This is a genomic window from Streptomyces sp. R35 (assembly GCF_041053035.1).
GTDB lineage: Bacteria > Actinomycetota > Actinomycetes > Streptomycetales > Streptomycetaceae > Streptomyces > Streptomyces lutosisoli.
In genome coordinates this window covers 5,947,481-5,965,974 of record NZ_CP163440.1, presented here as the reverse complement: position 1 = coordinate 5,965,974, position 18,494 = coordinate 5,947,481, and the positions used below count along the sequence as shown (strand labels likewise).

Genomic DNA, 18,494 nt, shown 5'->3' with positions numbered 1-18,494 from the left:
GCACGGTATTTTTGCGGCTCAGCCAGCCGCGAGCGCCGCCAATTCGGCTACGTCATATTCGGCACGTGAAGGACTGCCGTGGCGCGTCAGCTTTCCGCGGCTAGCCCATTTGCGGACGGTCGCCTCGGGCACTCCCGCGGCCTGGGCCGCCAGCCGGGTCGGCAGGGTCCGCCCCTCGAACGCCGGGGCCGCTCCGTTCGCGGCCAGCGACCGCCGCAGCGCCAGCCACTCCCGGGCCGGCCAGGTGTGCCCGGATCCGCAGCGCACGTCACCGCCACCGTCACCGTCACCGCCACCGGAGCGATCCCCGCCCCCGTCGCCCACCCGCGACTCCACCACGCTTCCGCAACCGGGACGTGGACAGCGGCCGATCGTGATCCGGCTGCGCTCTCCGGGGGGTCGGGTGACGCGCCGGGCGTCCGCGACCAGCCGGTCGAGCTCCTCGGCCAGGTCGGCGACGGCCGGATGATCGACCAGCACATCCAGGTGCCGGAGCAGGAAGGCGGCCAGCGGTCCGACGGCACGCTCCGGCGGGGCTGTCTCCACGAGTCGGGTGACCGCACCGGCCCAGGAGGCCAGCACACCGACCATCGCCGTGCGGACGGCCGAGGCCTTCTCGTTGAACGCGAGCCCGAAGTTCTTGCTGCCGCTCACCCGTTCACCGCGGCTGGTCACGACGGGAACCAGGACGTACTCGATCTCACGGTGCAGCCTGGGAAGTTCCGCGAGGGCGGCCGCGAGGGCGGCCTTCGGCGTACGACATCCGGCGCCATCGACGGTGTGGTGCATAGGGGGATTCCTCAGGTACGGAGTCGATCAGGACCAGGAAGGACGGGGCTCGTCTCCTAGTCCCAGCCCCAGCTGAAGGTGGTCACCTGGGACGACGAGTCCGCACGGACCTCGGGTGCGGTGGTCCGCTGTGCCGATGCGGTCAGCAGTACGGCGGCGGCCAGCGCGGCCACGGAGCAGGCGATTGCGGTCAGGAAGCGCTTAGGCATGGAGGTCCTCTTCAGCAGTACGCAATTCGTTGTGTCATGCGTGCGTCTCGAGTCGGCGACTCCGCGGGAAATCATGTTTCCCGCGAATTCATCCGTCCGTTTGCGCAACCAAGGTGACACACGCTCGCAGCGCGATTCCAGAGACTTCGCTGGCCATAAGTTGCCCCGGCCACAAGGTGCCATTCAGAACGGGTCGCCGGCACTTCCCGGCACCGGCTCGGGCGTCAGCAGGACCGTCGCATCGCACATGCCCGCGGACCGTGGATCGGCAGAAGTCACGAGATCAGCGCCCATATGGAGATCTGCCAGGGCCCTTCGGACCGCCGCCAGGACAGCGGCTCCCACGGCTTCCCTCGACGCTCCGTTCACGTACAGAACGGCGCTATGTCCATATTCGCGAGTTCTAGGCGCGTAGATATGCTCGACAATGCAGTCCGGAACGCCTGACAATTCCATGGCGACGTCATTGATGTCCAGCCGACGTCGACTCAGCTCCGGAAATCTTTGCCGGATGTGGATTGCGTACATGGGCTCATGGTGGCACCGCGAAGCCGCGGAACATTGGGCCGGCGGCGGCCGCTAACTGCCATGGCACGAGACGGCCATGGCTCCCGGCCTACAACCAGCCGGCCCTGATGACCTGTACTCCGGCCTCGAACCGGCTGCGCGAGCCCAGCCTGCCCATGATGTCGGCCATCATCCGCCGCACCGTGCGCAGCGAGACACCGAGTTTGCGTGCGGCCACCTCGTCCGTACTGCCCATCTCCAGCAGCTTCAGCAGCTCCATCTCCTGTGCCGTGAGCTCGCCCGGCCCGGAGGGCTTGACTCCGTCCAGAGGGTGTCCCTGCTGCCAGGCCGTCTCGAAGAGGTGCACCAGCGCGGCCAGCACCCCCGGCGCCTTCACCACGACGGCCCCGTCCCGGCTGTTCTCCGGATCGGTGGGCAACAGCGCCACGGACCGGTCCACGACGAGCATCCGGACCGGAAGAGAGGGAATCGTCCGGATCTCGCCGCCCAGTCCCGCCAGCCAGCGGGCGTATTCGGTGGTGGCCCGGTCGTTGCGGACACTGTCGAGGTACAGCGTCCGGATCCGGACCCCCGCGGCCAGGGTCTTCTCGTCCAGCGGCCGACTGGCTTCCAGGGCCTCCTGGCTCTGCGCCCCGCCCGGCATGAAGGAGAGCAGTTCGTACCGCGCCTGCCCGGCGAGCTCGGCCAGCCGCGCCCGCACCGTGGCGACCTCGTCGAGCTGCTCAAGCCCCACGTTGCCCCGGTTCCCCTGATGCGCGGAGTAGACGGCGGCGAGCTCGGCGGCCTGCATACGGGCCGCCGCGAGCTGCGCCTGCTGGTTCTGGATCTCGGTCTCACGCCGGTTCAGCAGGACGCCCAGGCCGATCTCCGGGTTCAACGCCACCGGCGCCGTCGAATATTTGGCCGGATAGAGCATGGACAGCTCGGCCAACTCATCCAGACAGTCGCGCACTTGGGTCTCGGTCATCTCCAGCTGCCGGGCGATCTCGGCAACCCCCCAGCCGGGACGTCCGACCACCGTCCGATAGACGTCCAAGAGCCGGTCACTCAGCCCGAACAGCGCTGACAGCGGGGCTCGGCCCGCCTCTCGCTCCGCGTCGTCACCGACCACCGAAACGGCCATCGGTGCTCCCCCTCTCGACAACATCACCATCCAACCGCCCCCCGGCGCCGAGCAGATAGTAGACGCCAATGCTTAAAGATCAAGCCATGTGGAGCACGAATAGTGAGGCAAAGCACAACTCTCTGGTCGGGGCCAGGACATGCAGGTCAGGGCCGGTGCGGCGGGCGCACTGACATCCGCCCCGGCAACCTGGCGGCCACCGTTGCCGGGTCCGTACCGAGCACGGATCCTGTGTTCAGGAGGTCGCCGGTACCCCGTCCACGAGCTCCGCGGGACCGGTCCCGGCGGCCGCCAGCACGGCAAGCGACTGCCGCAGTTGCCCCCACGACGCGGGACGGAGCAGCGCCTCGGCCTCTTCCGGCGAGCACATCCGCCACTCCGCCAACTCCACCTCATCGAGCCGGATCCCCGTCAGGTCCCCGTCCTCCAGCGGCCCGCCGTCGAAGACATGCACCATCCGGGGCCGATCGTCCGTGCGGTTCACCCAGTCCACGCTGAGCAGCCGTCCGGGAGTACACCGCAGGCCGGTCTCCTCCCGGATCTCGCGGACAGCCGCCTGGCGGGGTGTCTCCGTCCCGGCCTCGACGGTGCCGCCGGGCAGCCCCCAGTGCCGTTCGTCGTGCCTCGGCTGAAGCCGCACCAGCAGGATCCGCCCACGGCTGTCGGTGAAGAGCACCCGGGCCTTGGCCACCGCCCCGGGCAGCCCGCCTCCCGCAGCCGCGGATCCGGCCGGCGCGGGCGGCGTCGGGACCAGCCGGAACTCGTTGCCCTCAGGGTCCCGCACGAGCTGGAACGAGCCCTGCTCATCAGCGTCCGGCAGGAGCAGGGTGGTGGCGCCGAGCTCACCGGCCCGAGCGCGGGTGGCCCCGATGTCCGCCACCCCGATCTCGAAGGGCAGGCGGTTCCTGCCCGCCCCGGCCTCCGGTGCCGGCTGGAAGGCGAGTGGGGGAAAGCCCGGCGCTGCGACGCGGAACGATCCACGAGCCCGCTCGACCGGCGTGCCGCCCAGCAGGGACGCCCAAAAACGGGCCAGGGCCTCCGGGTCACGGGCGTCGACGACTATCTGGTGCAGGTACATGCGGGGAGCGTAGCCATGGGCGCTCCAGGGGTGCGAAGCCGCTCGCGTGAGGTGATCCGCGACCCGCGACCTCTTTCCCGACGACCGGCCGCGCCACCACGAACGGAGCAAGCCCGACCGCTACGGCTGGTTCACCGGCGTCACCCGCGAGGCCGTCAAGAGCCTCCGCTCCACCACGTCACATCGACCGTGCGGCCTCGGTCGCCTGCTGGGTCTCGTACGGAGACCGACCGGATCCCCGGCCGTATCCTGGCGGGCATGAGGCGGACCTCCTTCGCGAACTGGCCCTGTTCCATCGCCCGCACCATGGATCTGCTCGGGGACTGGTGGACGCCGCTCGTGCTCCGGGAGGCGTTCTACGGAGTACGGCGCTTCGACGCGTTCCAGCAGTCGTTGGGCATCGCGCGGAACACGCTGGCGGAGCGGTTGCGGCGGCTGGTGGACGAGGGGCTGCTGGAGAAGCAGCCGTATCAGAGCGAGCCGGTGCGGCACGAGTATCTGCTCACCGCGAAGGGGCGGGACTTCTTCGGAGTCCTCATGGCCATGAACGCCTGGGGAGACCGCTGGCTCGCCGGGGAGGAGGGCGTGCCGATCGTCTTCCGGCACGAACGGTGCGGGCACCAGGGGCATGCCGAGGTGGTGTGCTCCTCGTGCGGCGAGGCGATGACCGCGGAGGACACCCGGCCGCGGCTCGGGCCCGGCTATCCGGCGCGGCTGGCCGAACGGGCCCAGGTGCGGGAGCGGTTCGGGGAGTAGGGGCATTCCTGGGGGCCCGGCGCCCGGCGATTCGTCTCCTTACATGGGCACTTGGCACTGACCGGCCCGTCCCTGTGGAACCACCCGTCCCCGTAGGGCAGTCTTCTCTCCCGTGGGGAACCCGGGGAACCTTCCGTCTCAGAGCGCGTCCGCCGACGCCGCCGCGCACATGGTGGTGGCCGGGGACGACGCCCTGGCGCACCGGCTGGCCGCCGAACTGCGCGGAGTGTACGGCGAGCAGGTCACCCTCGTCGTGCCGCCCGCCCAGCGGAGGGTGCGGCCACCGGTGGTGGGGCGGGCGCGGGCCACGGCCTTGTTCGACCGGGTGTCCGCGGCGGTGAACCGGGCTTCCGGGAACGGCGACTCGGGAGTCGCCCGGACCGAACCCCCGCGCTCCGACCGCGTGTTGGAGGCCGCCGACCTCACCGAGGCCGTGTTCGCCGACGCGGGCGTCGAGCGGGCCGCCGCGCTGGCGCTCATGTACGACGACGACGAGACCAACATCCGCGCCGCCCTCACCGCCCGGCGGCTCAACCCCCGGATCCGGCTGGTCCTGCGGCTCTACAACCGGCGCCTCGGGCAGCACATCGAGGCGCTCCTCGACCAGGCCTCGGCGCTGGCCGCGGCGGGTGCCGGTGCCGCGGGAGCCGGCGGTGAGGGTGACGGCGAGGCGTTCGACGCGTCCACCACCGTGCTGTCCGACGCCGACACCGCCGCGCCCGCGCTGGCCGCGACCGCCGTGGCCGGCACCAGCAAGGTCGTCCAGACGGACGGGCTGATGCTGCGCGCGGTGGAGCGGCCGCCGCCCGGCCCCGGGGAGGTCGCCGATCCGGGGCTGTGCACGCTGGCGCTGCTGTCCGCCACGACCAGCGATCCCGCCGGCGCCGACGGGTCCGAGAGCAGTGGGGCACACGGTCCCCAACTCCTGCCCGACGAAAGGGCGGTGGCCGCCGCCACCGGGCGCGGGACCGTCGTACTGGAGAACGTCTCGTACTCAGGACCCGCGCTGTCCGCCGGGCGCAGCATCATGCCGTTCGGGTCGTTGCTGTCCCGGCGGCTGCGGTGGTCGTTCGCCGGCCTTGTGGGGTGTGTGGTCGGCCTCGCCGTCGCGTCGATGCTGGTCACCGGGGAACATCCGCTGCAAGCGACCTATCTGACGCTGCTCGATCTCTTCGCCATCAACGACCCCGCCATCGGGAAGCCCCTCGGGCGGCAGATCCTCCAGCTTTTCTCCGGGCTCGTCGGGTTGCTGCTGCTGCCCGTGCTGCTGGCCGCCGTGCTGGAGGCGCTCGGTACGTTCCGCAGCGGGTCCGCGTTGCGGAAGCCGCCGCGTGGGCTGTCCGGGCATGTGGTGCTGCTCGGGGTCGGCAAGATCGGCACGCGGGTGCTGGCGCGGCTGCGGGAGCTGCAGATTCCCGTGGTGTGCGTCGAGGCCGATCCGGAGGCGCGGGGGCTGGCGCTGGCGCGGCGGCTTCGGGTGCCGGTGGTGCTGGGGGATGTGACGCAGGAGGGCGTGCTGGAGGCCGCCAAGATTCATCGGGCGCATGCGCTGCTGGCGTTGACCAGCGCGGACACCATGAATCTGGAGGCCGCGTTGTACGCGCGGACCGTGCGGCCCGATCTGCGGGTGGTGCTGCGGCTGTACGACGACGACTTCGCGACCGCCGTGTACCGCACCCTGCGTGCCGCGTATCCCGATGCGCTCACCCGGAGCCGGAGCGTGTCGCATCTGGCCGCGCCCGCGTTTGCCGGAGCCATGATGGGGCGGCAGATTCTCGGGGCGATTCCTGTGGAGCGGCGGGTGCTGCTCTTCGCTGCCGTGGATGTGGGTGGGCATGCGCAGTTGGAGGGGCGCACGGTGGGTGAGGCGTTCCGGGCGGGGGCGTGGCGGGTGCTCGCCCTCGACACACAACGCCAGGCCTCCGGCCCGGTGTCCGCCGAGCGGGCCTCGGGGCTGGTGTGGTCCCTTCCCTCCACGTATGTGCTTCGCGCCGAGGACCGGGTGGTGCTGGCGGCGACTCGGCGGGGGCTGGCGGAACTGTTGGGACGACGGCCTCGGGAGCGGGCCGGAACGTAGGGTGCGGGTGGGCGGTTTTCGCCCCCGCCGCCCCTACCCGTCCCATCCCTGGGGGCTGCGCCCCCAGCCCCCCCTAAAAGATTGCGCAGTTCCCCGCGCCCCTAAAAGGGGACCTGGTCACAGCTGTAGGTGCCTGTTGGCGAAGTCGAGTTCCAGGCGGACCTGCTTGATGCGTTCGTCGACGACGAGGGAACCGTGGCCCGCGTCGTAGCGATAGACCTCGTGGACGGCGTCGCGGGCGGTGAGGCGGTCGACGTAGTTGTCGATCTGGCGGATGGGGCAACGGGGGTCGTTGACACCCGCCGAGATGTAGACGGGAGACTTGACCGCGTCGACGTAGGTGAGAGGGGACGACGCCGAGAAGCGCTCGGGGACCTCCTCCGGGGTGCCGCCGAGGAGCGTACGGTCCATCGCCTTCAGGGCCTCCATCTCGTCGTGGTACGCCGTGACGTAGTCGGCGACCGGAACGGCGGCGATACCGAGGGTCCACGCGTCGGGCTGCGTACCCAGGCCGAGAAGCGTGAGGTAACCGCCCCAGGAGCCGCCGGTGAGGATCAGCCGGTCGGGGTCGGCCAGCCCGGACGTCACCGCCCATTCACGGACCGCCGCGATGTCCTCCAGCTCGATCAGGCCGACGCGGTGCTTGAGCGCGTCCGTCCACTCACGGCCGTACCCCGTCGAGCCCCGGTAGTTGACCCGGACCACCGCGTAGCCGTGGTCGACCCAGGCCGCCGGGCCCGCCGCGAACGAGTCGCTGTCGTGCCAGGTCGGGCCGCCGTGGATGTCGAAGACCGTGGGGAGGGGCGTCGTCGCGCCGGCCGGCTTCTGGACCAGGGCGTGGATGCGGCCGCCCGGGCCCTCGACCCAGACGTCCTCCACGGGAACCGAGCCCGGGGACTTCAGGCCGGGGGGATCGAGGACGACCTCGCCGGTCGTCGAGCGGACGGCGGACGGCTCGGCGGCCGACGACCACAGGTACTCCACCGTGCCGTCCGGGCGGGCCGTCGCCCCGGACACCGTGCCGGGCGGTGTCTCCACCTTGACCAGCTCGCGGGACGCGATGTCGTAGCGCCACAGGTCGCTGCGTGCCTCGAAGCTGTGGGCGATGAGGAGAGCCGAACCGTCGGGATACCACTCGGCCGCCACGTCGCCCGGCAGGTCCAGCGCCAGGTCCGTCTCCTCGCCCGACACGACATCCCACACCAGCGGCTCCCAGCGGCCGCGTCGCTGGTGACCGATGAGCAGCCGGCTGTCCCCGTCGACCGGGGCGAAGCCCAGCACCTCCAGGCCCAGCTCGACCGTGCCGCCCTTGGAGTCGTCGAGCTCCGCGACCGTCGAACCGTCCAGGCGCAGCACCCGCAGCGCCGAGTGCATCGCGTCGCCGTGCTCGGTGTGCTCGATCGCGATCAGCGAGCCGTCGTGCGAGAGGTCGCCGACCCCGGCCGACTCCCGGTGCCGGTAGATCTCCACGTGGGCCTCGCCGGTCCGAGCCACATGGATCGTCGAGCCGTCGTCGTCCGTCGAGCGGCCCACCACCGCCGTACGCCCGTCACGGCCGATGGCGAGCCCGGAGGGATAGGAGGGTTCGAGACCGGGGACCGCCGGCTCGTCGGCGCTGTCCGCGTCCCCCTTCCTCTCCGCCTCCCCGGAGAATCGCTGGCGGCGCCAGATGCCGAACTCGTCGCCGTCCTTGTCGTCGAACCACCAGATCCACTCGCCGTCGGGCGAGAGCACCCCGTCCGTCGTCCCGTTCGCCCGATGCGTGACCTGGCGCTGCTCCCCCGTCGCGCGGTCCCACGCGTACAGCTCGTACGTCCCCGTCGCGTTCGAGACGAACAGGGAGCGGTGCGGGGCGTCCTCCGCCCAGTCCGGCAGCGACACCCGCGGCGCGCGGAAGCGCTTCTCCCAGTCGGGCATGGCCGCCTGCTGCTGCTCGATGGACCTGCTGCTCTCAGTCATGGCCCCATAGTGCCTGGCTCGCCCGACAATTCGCTGGCGAGGTCCCCAGCCTGTGGATAACTTCGCGGCCATGTACTCACCGACACCCGCCGACTGGCACGAGGCCAACCGCGCCCACTGGGACGAACGTGTGCCGCTGCACGTCGCCAGCGACTTCTACGACCTCGACGCCTTCCGCGCGGGCAAGGACGCGCTGCGCGACTTCGAACGCGCGGAGGTCGGGGACGTGACCGGACGGTCCCTTCTCCATCTGCAGTGCCATATAGGCGTCGACACCCTGTCGTGGGCACGGCACGGAGCCTCCCGCGTCGTCGGCCTCGACTTCTCCGAACCGGCCGTCGAGGTGGCCCGCGATCTCGCCGCCGAGCTGGGCTTCACCGCCGACCGCGCGGCGTTCGTCGCGTCCGACGTGTACGCCGCGAGGAAAGCCGTGCCGGATACGTCGTACGACATCGTCTATACGGGCGTGGGCGCGCTGTGCTGGCTGCCCGACATCCGGCGCTGGGCCGAGACCGTCACCGCGCTCCTCTCCCCCGGCGGCTTCCTCTATCTCGCCGAGTTCCATCCGCTCACCGACATCCTCGACGACGAGACCGGCTCGCGGGTCATCAACGACTACTTCACCCGGGACGCCTGGATCAACGAGCTGTCCGGCACGTACGCCGACCTGGAGGCCGCCACCGCCAACGACCGCAGCGTGCAGTGGCAGCACCCGCTCGGCGAGGTCGTCTCCGCGCTCGCCGCCGCGGGCCTGCGCATCGAGTTCCTGCACGAGCACGACGTCTCGCTGTTCCAGCGGTTCGACTCGTTCGAGGTACGTGACGGATACCACCGCTTCCCGGCGGACCGGCCGCGCATCCCGCTCATGTACTCGCTGAAGGCGAGTGCGGCGGGCAAGGCGAGTACGGCCTGACGCGGCGCATCTTGGATGTTTGTGCAGGTCAGAGGTGATTGTCAGTGGTCGGGTGCAGACTTTTCCGCATGACCGATCTGCGCAAGACAGTCGAGAGCTACTGGGCCACCGCCGACGCCCGGGACTGGACCGCGTTCGCGGACACACTGGCCGACGACGTCGTCTACACCCTGCCGCAGACGCGTGAGCGCATCAGCGGCAGGGAGAGGTACGTCGAGTTCAACCGCGAGTATCCGGGCGACTGGCGCGTCAGGATCGAGCGGGTCATAGCCGAGCCCGGTCAGGCCGTCACCTGGACCCACTTCACCGTGGGCCTGGAGGAGATGCACGCGATCACGTTCTTCACGGCGGACGAACAGGGGCGCATCGCCACGGTGACGGACTTCTGGCCGGAGCCGTACGAGCCCCCGGCGGGCCGGGATCACCTGACCGAGCGGTACTGACCCCGCGGCCCGGCCGCGTGCACGGGCCCCGTACCTTGGAAGGCGTGTACCGGTTCCTGCTGACGCCCCGCTGGTGGGGGATCAACGTCTTCGTGCTGTTGGCCATCCCTTTCTGCATCTTCATGGGGTCATGGCAGCTGGGGCGGTTCGAGGACCGGGTGCAGGACCACCGGGCGGCGGACAAGCAGGCCGCGGCGGCCAAGACGGAGGCGGCCCGTCCGCTCGCCGAGCTGCTGCCCGTGGACACGAACACCTCCGGCAAGCAGGCCACCGCCACCGGCCGGTACGGCAAGCAACTGCTTGTGCCCGACCGCGAGCTGGACGGCAAGCGCGGCTTCTATGTACTGACGCTGCTGCGGGTCGACGGCGGCCAGGCGCTGCCCGTCGTCCGGGGCTGGCTGCCCGGTGACGCGGACTCGGCGAAGGCGCCGGCCGCGCCCACCGGCGAGGTCACGGTGACGGGTGCGCTCCAGGCATCCGAGAGCCCGGGGGCGAACGGCGTCAGTGCGGCCGGCGGTCTTCCCGAGGGGCAGACCGGCGCGATCAGCTCGGCCTCGCTGGTGAACCTCGTGCCGTACAAGCCGTACGACGCGTGGATCACCCTCGAAAAGGCCGACAGCGGGATGAAGGCCGTGCCCGCGACCGCCGCGCAGAACACCGGCCTGGACCTGAAGGCGTTCCAGAACCTCGGCTACACCGGCGAGTGGTTCGTCTTCGCGGGCTTCGTCGTCTTCATGTGGTTCCGGCTGCTGCGCCGCGAGGTGGAGTTCGCACGGGACGCGGCGCTAGGCCTGGCCCCGGCCGAGTCCGAGGAGCCGACCGACTCCAAGGAGCGGGCGGAGCGGCAGACCGCGGGCGAGAACGCCCCCGCGTAATCGTCGCCCACGACCTAGACGCATCACCGTCGCCCACCGCCCAGCCGACACGCACCCGCAGCCGACGACGCACGACGACGGCCCCACCCACCCCCACCCGGTACGACGGCGGCGCAGTCGGCGACGCACCGAAGGGGCCGTGCCGGTACGTCCAGCCCGTCGCTTACGTGGTTATGGCCAAGTTCATGCCATGGCAGCAAACAGCAATGCCCACCGGCGACGGGCTGGACGTACCGGCGCGGCCCCGACCCACAACACCACCGAACCCCACCGCCCCACCAGCGGAGCGCCTACGCTCAGGACGACGCCAGGATCCCCGTGCGATACACCGTGCCCGCGCACGCGTTGGACACGGTCTGTGTCGCCGTGGCCGCACCCGTCACCGCCGTGCTGGAGACGACGACGCTGCCGTCGGCCACGCCGTCCTCCGTGACGAGCTGGGCCGAGGTGCCGCTGCTGCCTGCGGTGTCGGTGGTGGTGCCGGTGTCCGTGGTCTCCGTCGGGGACGGGTCCGGTGAGGGCTCCGAGGTGGTCGGACAGGTCTCCGAGGGAACCCAGGCGAACTTCACCACGTACGAGGCGCCCGGCTGGAGCACCAGGGAAGTGACCTCCGTGGAGGGGTCCGGCAGCCCGGTGGCCGCGTCGCCCGACACATGGGTCGCCACACCGATCTTTGCGGCGTCCGCGGCGCCCTGCGCGGTCGCGGTCACGGTGCCCGCGCCGGTGACCGTACAGGCGGCCGTGGACACGTTCGAGACGGTGAAGGAGCCGTAGACCGCGCCGGTGGAGTCCGGGGCGGCGACGGTGCCGGTGGCCCCGCCGAGCTGCGTCGCCGTACAGGCCGTCGCGGTCACGGACGAGGCCGTCGGATCGACTCCGCCCGTGGTGGCCCCGGCGCCGGTGCTCTTGCCCTTGTCCGGCGTGCCCTTCTGACCGTCCTTGCCCTTGCCCTGGGACGTGCCGGAGGAGCCGCCCGCGACCTTCCCGTCGCCGCCGTCCGTGCCCTTGTTCGAGCCCGCGCCGCCCTGCGCCTGCGAGCTGTTGGCGGCGATGGACGGGTCGGCGTTCGAACCGGTGGAGTTCGAGACGTGCACCAGGGCCGGGACGGCCGTGCCGATGAAGAGCGCGGCGGCGGCCATGCCGACCACGGCCTGGCGCTTGCGGGCTCGTCTGGCCGGAACCGCGCGGCGCAGGTGCTCCAGGGTGCCGTCGGTGGGTTCGATCTCGTCGACGGCCTGGTGCAGCAGCCGTCGCAGCGCCAGCTCGTCCGAGCCGAGGCCTTCGGGGCCCAGTGCGTCCGGGCCCGGGGCGTGGGGGCCGTGTCCGTCGGGGCCGTGGTTCACAGTTCCGTTCCCAGCATGCTGCTCTTGCTCGTCGTCATGGGGCGCGCGCCGGTGCATCGGCTCGTGCCACTCATAGGGCTCGTGTCGGTCGTGAGTGCCACGTCGCTCGCTCATGCCGGGGCCTCCATGGCGATACGGAGCGCCGCGATGCCGCGCGAGCCGTACGCCTTCACCGATCCCAGCGAGATGCCGAGCGTCTCGGCGACCTGGGCCTCGGTCATGTCCGCGAAGTAGCGCAGGACCAGGACCTCGCGCTGGCGGCGCTGGAGTCCCTTCATGGCCTTGATCAGCGCGTCGCGCTCCAACTGGTCGTACGCGCCTTCCTCGGCGCTCGCCATGTCGGGCATCGGCTTCGAGAGGAGCTTGAGGCCGAGGATGCGCCGGCGCAGGGCGGAGCGCGAGAGGTTGACGACGGTCTGGCGCAGATACGCCAGCGTCTTCTCGGGGTCGCGGACGCGTTTGCGCGCCGAGTGCACCCGGATGAAGGCCTCCTGGACGACGTCCTCGCAGGAGGCGGTGTCGTCGAGCAGGAGCGCCGCGAGACCCAGGAGCGACCGGTAGTGGGCGCGGTAGGTCTCGGTCAGATGGTCGACGGTGGTACCCGCCGCCAGGCTGTCCTCAGCGCCGTCGCGCTGGTTCGGTATGCGGGCCGGCCGCGCTGCGGGCATCGGCGCGATCACCGGCATGCCGCCGGGCGCGCCGGGGCTGCGGAGTCGGCGGGGTGGACGCAGGGCTGTGCCCCTCGTCTGGACCGCGGTGAATTCGAGTACCTCTGCCACGCCTGTTGGACACGCGTCCCCCCGGGAGGGTTGTACGCATCAGGCATCGCTTTTGCGTCAGGCACCCCGTTTGACTGTGCGTCAAATGCCCTCATGCGTACCAGCTCATCCCCTATGACCCATATGCCATACCGCTCGGACGCCCCTGAATGGCGACCGCAAAGACGCTCCCCGCCCTCCGCACGGTTGCGGAGGACGGGGAGGGAAATCTTCGAACGTTGAGCGGGTTCGTTTCAAGTGGTCCGGACCATTACTCCGGCCACAGAAGTCACACAGATCCTACAAACGAATCCCCCGACGGCCACCGAGATTCCGGCTGCCGGACATCCGCAGCGCAGAACCTGCGGAACGCTCGTACGTTCAGAACGCCGAACTTACGCCCCGATGATCTCCGCCGCCACCAACTCGGCGATCTGAGCGGTGTTCAATGCAGCACCCTTGCGCAGGTTGTCGCCGCACACAAACAGTTCGAGAGCGGTCGAATCGTCCAGGGCCCGGCGCACCCGGCCCACCCAGGTCGGGTCGGTGCCCACCACGTCGGCGGGTGTGGGGAATTCACCGGCGGCGGGGTTGTCGAACAGCACGACCCCGGGGGCGGTGGCGAGGATCTCCCGCGCCTTGGCGACGGTGACCTCGTCCTGGAAGCGGGCGTGGACGGTCAGGGAGTGCGTGGTGACGACGGGGACGCGTACGCACGTCACGGCGACCTTCAGGTTCGGCAGCCCGAGGATCTTGCGGGACTCGTTGCGTACCTTCATCTCCTCCGAGGACCAGCCGTCCTCGGCGAGGGACCCGGCCCACGGCACCACGTTCAGCGCCACCGGCTCCGGGAACGGCCCCGTCTGGTCACCCACGGCCCGTCGTACGTCACCGGGGCTGGACCCCAGTTCCGTACCGGCGACGAGCGACATCTGGCGGCGCAGGGTGTCGACGCCCGCGCGGCCCGCGCCGCTGACCGCCTGGTAGCTGGACACGACCAGCTCGCGCAGCCCGAACTCGGCGTGCAGCGCGCCCAGAGCCACGATCATGGAGAGGGTCGTGCAGTTCGGGTTGGCGATGATCCCGCGCGGGCGTACGCGCGCGGCGTGCGGATTGACCTCGGGGACGACCAGGGGCACGTCCGGGTCCATCCGGAAGGCGCCGGAGTTGTCGACGACGACCGCGCCCTTGGCGGCGGCGATGGGCGCCCACTGCACGGACACGTCGTCCGGTACGTCGAACATCGCGACATGGACCCCGTCGAAGGCCTCCTCCGACAGGGCCACCACCTCGACCTCCTCGCCGCGCACGGCCAGCTTGCGGCCGGCCGAGCGCGGGGAGGCGATCAGACGGATCTCGCCCCAGATGTCCGCGTGCTGGGACAGGATCTGAAGCATGACCGTGCCGACGGCCCCGGTCGCTCCCACGACCGCGAGCGTCGGGCGCCCGGTCCGAGACCCGGTGGGAGCCATCAGCGGCCCGTGCCTCCGTAGACGACGGCTTCGTCGCTGTCGGAGTCGAGACCGAAGGCGGTGTGCACGGCGCGCACGGCCTCGTTCACGTCGTCGGCGCGGGTGACGACCGAAATACGGATCTCGGACGTCGAGATCAGCTCGATGTTCACGCCCGCGTCGGACAGCGCCTCGAAGAACCCGGCCGTGACACCCGGGTTCGTCTTCATGCCGGCGCCGACGAGGGAGATCTTGCCGATCTGGTCGTCGTAGCGCAGCGATTCGAAGCCGATGCCGGCCTTCGCCTTCTCCAGGGCGTCGATGGCCTTGCGGCCCTCGGTCTTGGGGAGGGTGAAGGAGATGTCCGTCAGACCGGTGGAGGCGGCGGACACGTTCTGCACGATCATGTCGATGTTGATCTCGGCGTCGGCGACGGCGCGGAAGATGACAGCGGCCTCGCCCGGCTTGTCCGGGACGCCGACGACCGTGATCTTGGCCTCGGAGGTGTCGTGAGCGACACCGGAGATGATGGCCTGCTCCACCTTCTGGTCCCCTTGCTGCTGTGTCTTTTGAACGGGTGGTTCGCTGCTGACCCAGGTGCCCTGCAGTCCGGAGAAGGACGAGCGCACATGGATCGGGATGTTGTAGCGGCGGGCGTACTCCACACAGCGGTGGAGCAGCACCTTGGAGCCGGACGCGGCGAGCTCCAGCATGTCCTCGAAGGCGATCCAGTCGATCTTCTTCGCCTTCTTCACCACCCGCGGGTCAGCGGTGAACACGCCGTCCACATCGGTGTAGATCTCGCACACCTCGGCGTCCAGCGCCGCGGCGAGCGCGACGGCGGTGGTGTCCGAGCCGCCGCGGCCGAGGGTGGTGATGTCCTTCTTGTCCTGGCTGACGCCCTGGAACCCGGCGACGATGGCGATGTTGCCCTCGTCCAGCGCGGTGCGGATACGGCCCGGGGTGACGTCGATGATCCGGGCTTTGTTGTGGACCGAGTCGGTGATGACGCCTGCCTGGCTGCCGGTGAACGACTGGGCGCTGTGGCCCAGGTTTTTGATCGCCATGGCCAGCAGTGCCATGGAGATCCGCTCTCCGGCGGTCAGCAGCATGTCGAATTCCCGCCCGGAAGGCATCGGAGACACCTTCTCGGCGAGATCGATCAGCTCGTCCGTCGTGTCGCCCATCGCGGAAACGACCACGACCACCTGGTGGCCGTTCTTCTTCGCTTCCACGATCCGCTTGGCGACGCGCTTGATGCCCTCGGCATCGGCTACGGAGGAACCTCCGTACTTCTGCACGACAAGGCCCACGTGCGCTCCTCGCTCAGTCCGTCTCTGCACCGCACAACTGCGGTCGGCTCAGTCTAACGAGCGGCCGGAATTCCCCTTCGAGGTATCGCATCGTGAGATGTCCCGCTCACGAGGTGATCACTCGGGATGTCAGGCCAACCGGGTCCTCCGGCCGCTCCGGGACGGCACCTGCCCGGCGCACACCCCGCCACTCCGGAAAGTGCCCTGTGTCACACGAGGTCACTGTGGCTTAAGTTTCAAGCACTAAGGTTCGTCTGTGCGCGTACTCCTGGTGGAAGACGACGAGCCGGTCGCCGAATCGCTCCGGCGCGGACTGCTGCGCTACGGCTTCGAGGTCGAGTGGGTGACCACGGGCGGCGCGGCGCTGGCGCACGAGGGCCCGTACGACGTCGTCCTGCTCGACCTCGGCCTGCCCGACACCGACGGCCTCGACGTCTGCAAGGCTCTGCGGGCGCGCGGCGGGATCCCGATCATCGTGATCAGCGCGCGCAGCGACGAGACGGACCGGGTGGTCGGCCTGGAGATCGGCGCGGACGACTACGTCTCCAAGCCCTTCGGCGTACGCGAGGTCATCGCACGGATAAGAGCGGTGATGCGCCGCGTACAGCCGCCCACTCCCGCGACCGCCGGCCCCGACCGCTACGGCTCCCGCCTCACCATCGACCGCAAGGCCGCCCGCGTACGACTGGACGGCGAGGAGGTGGCCCTCGCGCCCAAGGAGTACGACCTGCTCGCGTTCCTCACCGAGGAGCCGGGCGCGCTGATGTCGCGCGAGCAGATCATGGAAGCGGTCTGGGACGCGAACTGGTTCGGGCCGACGAAGACGCTGGACGTCCATGTGGCGGCGCTGCGGCGGAAGCTGGCGGGGGCGGTCACCATCGAGGCGGTACGGGGAGTCGGCTTCCGCCTGGAGATCGACGAGCCGGGCGGCGGGTCCTCGGGATGATCCGGCAACTGATCGTCAGTTACGTCCTTCTCGTCGCCGTCGCGCTGACCGCCTTCACGGTGCCGGTGGCCTTCACCCTGACCTCTCAGCTGCGCGGGGACACCGAGGAGTCCGTACGGCGGGAGGCCCGGACCATGGCGCTGCTGCTGGCGGACGGGGACGCGGCGTCCCGGGCGGCGCTGACGCGGATGTCCGCGGCGTACGCGGCCGAGACCCCCGGCGCGGTGCACGTGCTCCCGGCCTCCGAAGCGCCGGCGGACGGGCGGACCACGGCGCACTGGGGCGGCGGCGAGCTGAAGGTGACGGCTCCGGCGAAGCGGGACGGCCGGACGGTGGGGGCGGTACAAGTCACCTACCCCACCTCGGACTTGACGTCACGGCTCTGGCGGATCTGGGGTTTCCGCGCGGTGCTGGCCGTGGGCGTACTCGCTGTGGCGGCGGGCCTCGGCGCGCTCGTGGCACGCCGGCTCACCCGCCCCCTGCGCCAGTTGAACGACATGGCGACCCGCTTCGGCGACGGCGACCTCACCGCCCGCTCACCCGTCACCGGCCCCCAGGAGACCCAGCAACTGGCCCGCACCCTCAACTCCGGCGCGGAACGCCTCGACATCCTCGTCGCCTCCCAGCGGATCTTCGTCGCCGACGCCTCGCACCAGCTCCGTACACCTCTCACGGCGTTGCGGCTGTCGCTGGACAACATCGCGGACGGCGTCGAGGACGACTTCGTACGCGAGGACGTCGAGCAGGCGACGGCCGAAGTGGTCCGGATGAGCCGGCTGGTGAACGGCCTGCTGGTCCTTGCGCGGGCCGAGGCGAAGGTGTCCGCCACGGAGGCGCTGCCGCTGCGGGAGCTGGTGGAGGACCGGCTGGCGGTGTGGAGACCGGCCGCCGAGGAGCGCGGTGTCACCATCGCGCGGGAGGGGGAACCCGGCGACCGGTCGCTCGTGCTGGCCAGCCCCGGTCACCTCGACCAGGTGCTGGACAACGTCCTGTCGAACGCCCTGGAGGTCTCCCCGGACGGTTCGACGATCACCGTGCGGGTGCTGGCCCGCTCCGACGAGGTCGTGCTGTCCGTCCTTGACCAGGGCCCCGGCATGTCGGACGCGGAGAAGTCCCGCGCCTTCGACCGCTTCTGGCGCGGTCAGGGCCTGACCGGGCGCTCCGGGTCCGGGCTCGGCCTCGCCATCGTCAAGCAGCTGGTGACCGACGACGGCGGAACCGTGGCCCTCAAGGACGCGCCCGGGGGCGGGCTGTGCGTGGCGATCAGCCTTCGGGCATCACCGAGGAGTGGTGGTTGACGATCAGCCACTCGCCGCCGCGCTTCTCGTACTCGTACGTGTAGCGGGCCTCGACGACGCGCTGGGCGCCGGTGTCCGGGTCGGTGAGCGTGAACTCGTACAGGCCGGTGTCGATGGCGGAGTTCTTGTCGAGGACGTTGACGATCGTCTCGATCTTCTTGCCGACCGGCTTGTTCTCCAGGAAGTGCTCGAAGTAGTCGACGATCTCCGCGTGGTCGGTCCGGATCCGGTTCGACACGGTGGGCAGAAGCACGGCGTCGGAGGCATAGCGGTCGGCCACCTTCTCCGGGTCGCCGGTCCGCAGCGCGTCGTTCCAGCCGTCGAAGAGCGCGGCGATCCGCGCCTTGGTGGGCGGCGCGTCCCGGTGCTCCGGGCCGGCCTGGCTGACCCCGACGCCCACGCTGGTGACGACGAGGGCGGAGGCGGCGACGATCACGGCACGCTTGCGTATCTGGGGCTTCACGAAGTCTCCAGTGCGAGTGGGGGCTGCTCCTCTGCGGTGGGAGCGACTCCAGCCTCGCGACGCGCGGGTTAGGGGGTGCCCAGGGGACGTGCAGGGCTGATCCAACTCCCGTCCAACTCACGGGGAGTGATACGGGAGTTACGCTCAGGGATGCATCGGCCGTGCATCGCGC

Annotated in this window: 17 protein-coding genes; 7 read left to right on the top strand and 10 right to left on the bottom strand. The window is 70.5% G+C overall.

Annotation, left to right across the window (positions count from 1 at the left end):
- Positions 1-18 precede the first annotated feature (18 nt).
- From AB5J50_RS27275 to AB5J50_RS27260, 4 genes are all read right to left on the bottom strand, one after another.
- Positions 19-789, bottom strand: a complete 771-nt coding sequence (locus AB5J50_RS27275; protein ID WP_369260898.1) for a hypothetical protein — start codon at positions 787-789, stop codon at positions 19-21.
- 56 nt (positions 790-845) lie between these two features.
- Positions 846-998, bottom strand: a complete 153-nt coding sequence (locus AB5J50_RS27270) for a hypothetical protein (RefSeq protein ID WP_369260897.1) — start codon at positions 996-998, stop codon at positions 846-848.
- 616 nt (positions 999-1,614) lie between these two features.
- Complete coding sequence (locus tag AB5J50_RS27265; RefSeq protein ID WP_369260896.1) at positions 1,615-2,649, bottom strand: LuxR C-terminal-related transcriptional regulator; 1,035 nt, start codon at positions 2,647-2,649, stop codon at positions 1,615-1,617.
- Between the two features lie 235 nt (positions 2,650-2,884).
- On the bottom strand, positions 2,885-3,727 hold the full coding sequence (locus AB5J50_RS27260; RefSeq protein ID WP_369260895.1) for a VOC family protein: 843 nt from the start codon (positions 3,725-3,727) through the stop codon (positions 2,885-2,887).
- 258 nt (positions 3,728-3,985) lie between these two features.
- Here AB5J50_RS27260 and AB5J50_RS27255 point away from each other — a divergent pair, with 258 nt between their 5' ends.
- On the top strand, positions 3,986-4,483 hold the full coding sequence (locus AB5J50_RS27255; RefSeq protein ID WP_369260894.1) for a winged helix-turn-helix transcriptional regulator: 498 nt from the start codon (positions 3,986-3,988) through the stop codon (positions 4,481-4,483).
- 169 nt (positions 4,484-4,652) lie between these two features.
- Complete coding sequence (locus AB5J50_RS27250; protein WP_369265527.1) at positions 4,653-6,560, top strand: NAD-binding protein; 1,908 nt, start codon at positions 4,653-4,655, stop codon at positions 6,558-6,560.
- A 117-nt stretch (positions 6,561-6,677) separates the two neighbouring features.
- Here the strand turns inward: AB5J50_RS27250 and AB5J50_RS27245 are convergent, their stop codons facing one another.
- Positions 6,678-8,519 (bottom strand): prolyl oligopeptidase family serine peptidase, encoded by a 1,842-nt coding sequence (locus tag AB5J50_RS27245; RefSeq protein ID WP_369260893.1) that lies wholly within the window; start codon positions 8,517-8,519, stop codon positions 6,678-6,680.
- A 70-nt stretch (positions 8,520-8,589) separates the two neighbouring features.
- On the opposite strand from AB5J50_RS27245, the gene AB5J50_RS27240 reads away from it, so the two are divergent.
- From AB5J50_RS27240 to AB5J50_RS27230, 3 genes are all read left to right on the top strand, one after another.
- Positions 8,590-9,432 carry a class I SAM-dependent methyltransferase gene (locus tag AB5J50_RS27240; protein ID WP_369260892.1) on the top strand — a complete coding sequence of 281 codons (843 nt, stop codon included), beginning with the start codon at positions 8,590-8,592 and terminating at the stop codon, positions 9,430-9,432.
- 68 nt (positions 9,433-9,500) lie between these two features.
- Positions 9,501-9,875 (top strand): nuclear transport factor 2 family protein, encoded by a 375-nt coding sequence (locus AB5J50_RS27235; RefSeq protein ID WP_369260891.1) that lies wholly within the window; start codon positions 9,501-9,503, stop codon positions 9,873-9,875.
- A 44-nt stretch (positions 9,876-9,919) separates the two neighbouring features.
- Positions 9,920-10,750 (top strand): SURF1 family protein, encoded by an 831-nt coding sequence (locus AB5J50_RS27230; protein WP_369260890.1) that lies wholly within the window; start codon positions 9,920-9,922, stop codon positions 10,748-10,750.
- Between the two features lie 296 nt (positions 10,751-11,046).
- Here AB5J50_RS27230 and AB5J50_RS27225 read toward each other — a convergent pair whose 3' ends face one another.
- From AB5J50_RS27225 to AB5J50_RS27210, 4 genes are all read right to left on the bottom strand, one after another.
- Positions 11,047-12,207, bottom strand: coding sequence for a hypothetical protein (locus tag AB5J50_RS27225; RefSeq protein ID WP_369260889.1), 1,161 nt, complete (start codon positions 12,205-12,207; stop codon positions 11,047-11,049).
- Positions 12,204-12,779, bottom strand: coding sequence for a SigE family RNA polymerase sigma factor (locus AB5J50_RS27220; protein ID WP_189188804.1), 576 nt, complete (start codon positions 12,777-12,779; stop codon positions 12,204-12,206). Before AB5J50_RS27220 ends, AB5J50_RS27225 begins: the two co-directional genes overlap by 4 nt.
- 467 nt (positions 12,780-13,246) lie before the next feature.
- On the bottom strand, positions 13,247-14,323 hold the full coding sequence (locus AB5J50_RS27215) for an aspartate-semialdehyde dehydrogenase (protein ID WP_369260888.1): 1,077 nt from the start codon (positions 14,321-14,323) through the stop codon (positions 13,247-13,249).
- The gene (locus AB5J50_RS27210) at positions 14,323-15,615 is read right to left on the bottom strand and encodes an aspartate kinase (RefSeq protein WP_369260887.1); all 1,293 of its coding nucleotides are present in this window, start codon (positions 15,613-15,615) and stop codon (positions 14,323-14,325) included. Before AB5J50_RS27210 ends, AB5J50_RS27215 begins: the two co-directional genes overlap by 1 nt.
- A gap of 256 nt (positions 15,616-15,871) precedes the next feature.
- Here AB5J50_RS27210 and AB5J50_RS27205 point away from each other — a divergent pair, with 256 nt between their 5' ends.
- Entirely contained in the window at positions 15,872-16,561 is a 690-nt protein-coding gene (locus AB5J50_RS27205) for a response regulator transcription factor (RefSeq protein WP_369260886.1), read from the top strand.
- Complete coding sequence (locus AB5J50_RS27200) at positions 16,558-17,859, top strand: sensor histidine kinase (RefSeq protein ID WP_369260885.1); 1,302 nt, start codon at positions 16,558-16,560, stop codon at positions 17,857-17,859. Before AB5J50_RS27205 ends, AB5J50_RS27200 begins: the two co-directional genes overlap by 4 nt.
- On the opposite strand, the gene AB5J50_RS27195 is transcribed toward AB5J50_RS27200, so the two are convergent.
- Positions 17,825-18,322 (bottom strand): SgcJ/EcaC family oxidoreductase, encoded by a 498-nt coding sequence (locus tag AB5J50_RS27195; RefSeq protein ID WP_369260884.1) that lies wholly within the window; start codon positions 18,320-18,322, stop codon positions 17,825-17,827. The genes AB5J50_RS27200 and AB5J50_RS27195 overlap by 35 nt on opposite strands.
- Between the last annotated feature and the right edge of the window lie 172 nt (positions 18,323-18,494).

What these genes read in the sequence shown, in the direction of transcription:
- AB5J50_RS27220 (WP_189188804.1), bottom strand. Translation starts at nt 12,779, where the DNA reads ATGCCGGTGATCGCGCCGATGCCCGCAGCGCGGCCGGCCCGCATACCG.
- AB5J50_RS27240 (WP_369260892.1), top strand. Translation starts at nt 8,590, where the DNA reads ATGTACTCACCGACACCCGCCGACTGGCACGAGGCCAACCGCGCCCAC.
- AB5J50_RS27275 (WP_369260898.1), bottom strand. Translation starts at nt 789, where the DNA reads ATGCACCACACCGTCGATGGCGCCGGATGTCGTACGCCGAAGGCCGCC.
- AB5J50_RS27225 (WP_369260889.1), bottom strand. Translation starts at nt 12,207, where the DNA reads ATGAGCGAGCGACGTGGCACTCACGACCGACACGAGCCCTATGAGTGG.
- AB5J50_RS27270 (WP_369260897.1), bottom strand. Translation starts at nt 998, where the DNA reads ATGCCTAAGCGCTTCCTGACCGCAATCGCCTGCTCCGTGGCCGCGCTG.
- AB5J50_RS27260 (WP_369260895.1), bottom strand. Translation starts at nt 3,727, where the DNA reads ATGTACCTGCACCAGATAGTCGTCGACGCCCGTGACCCGGAGGCCCTG.
- AB5J50_RS27235 (WP_369260891.1), top strand. Translation starts at nt 9,501, where the DNA reads ATGACCGATCTGCGCAAGACAGTCGAGAGCTACTGGGCCACCGCCGAC.
- AB5J50_RS27250 (WP_369265527.1), top strand. Translation starts at nt 4,653, where the DNA reads ATGGTGGTGGCCGGGGACGACGCCCTGGCGCACCGGCTGGCCGCCGAA.
- AB5J50_RS27255 (WP_369260894.1), top strand. Translation starts at nt 3,986, where the DNA reads ATGAGGCGGACCTCCTTCGCGAACTGGCCCTGTTCCATCGCCCGCACC.
- AB5J50_RS27200 (WP_369260885.1), top strand. Translation starts at nt 16,558, where the DNA reads ATGATCCGGCAACTGATCGTCAGTTACGTCCTTCTCGTCGCCGTCGCG.
- AB5J50_RS27245 (WP_369260893.1), bottom strand. Translation starts at nt 8,519, where the DNA reads ATGACTGAGAGCAGCAGGTCCATCGAGCAGCAGCAGGCGGCCATGCCC.
- AB5J50_RS27265 (WP_369260896.1), bottom strand. Translation starts at nt 2,649, where the DNA reads ATGGCCGTTTCGGTGGTCGGTGACGACGCGGAGCGAGAGGCGGGCCGA.
- AB5J50_RS27215 (WP_369260888.1), bottom strand. Translation starts at nt 14,323, where the DNA reads ATGGCTCCCACCGGGTCTCGGACCGGGCGCCCGACGCTCGCGGTCGTG.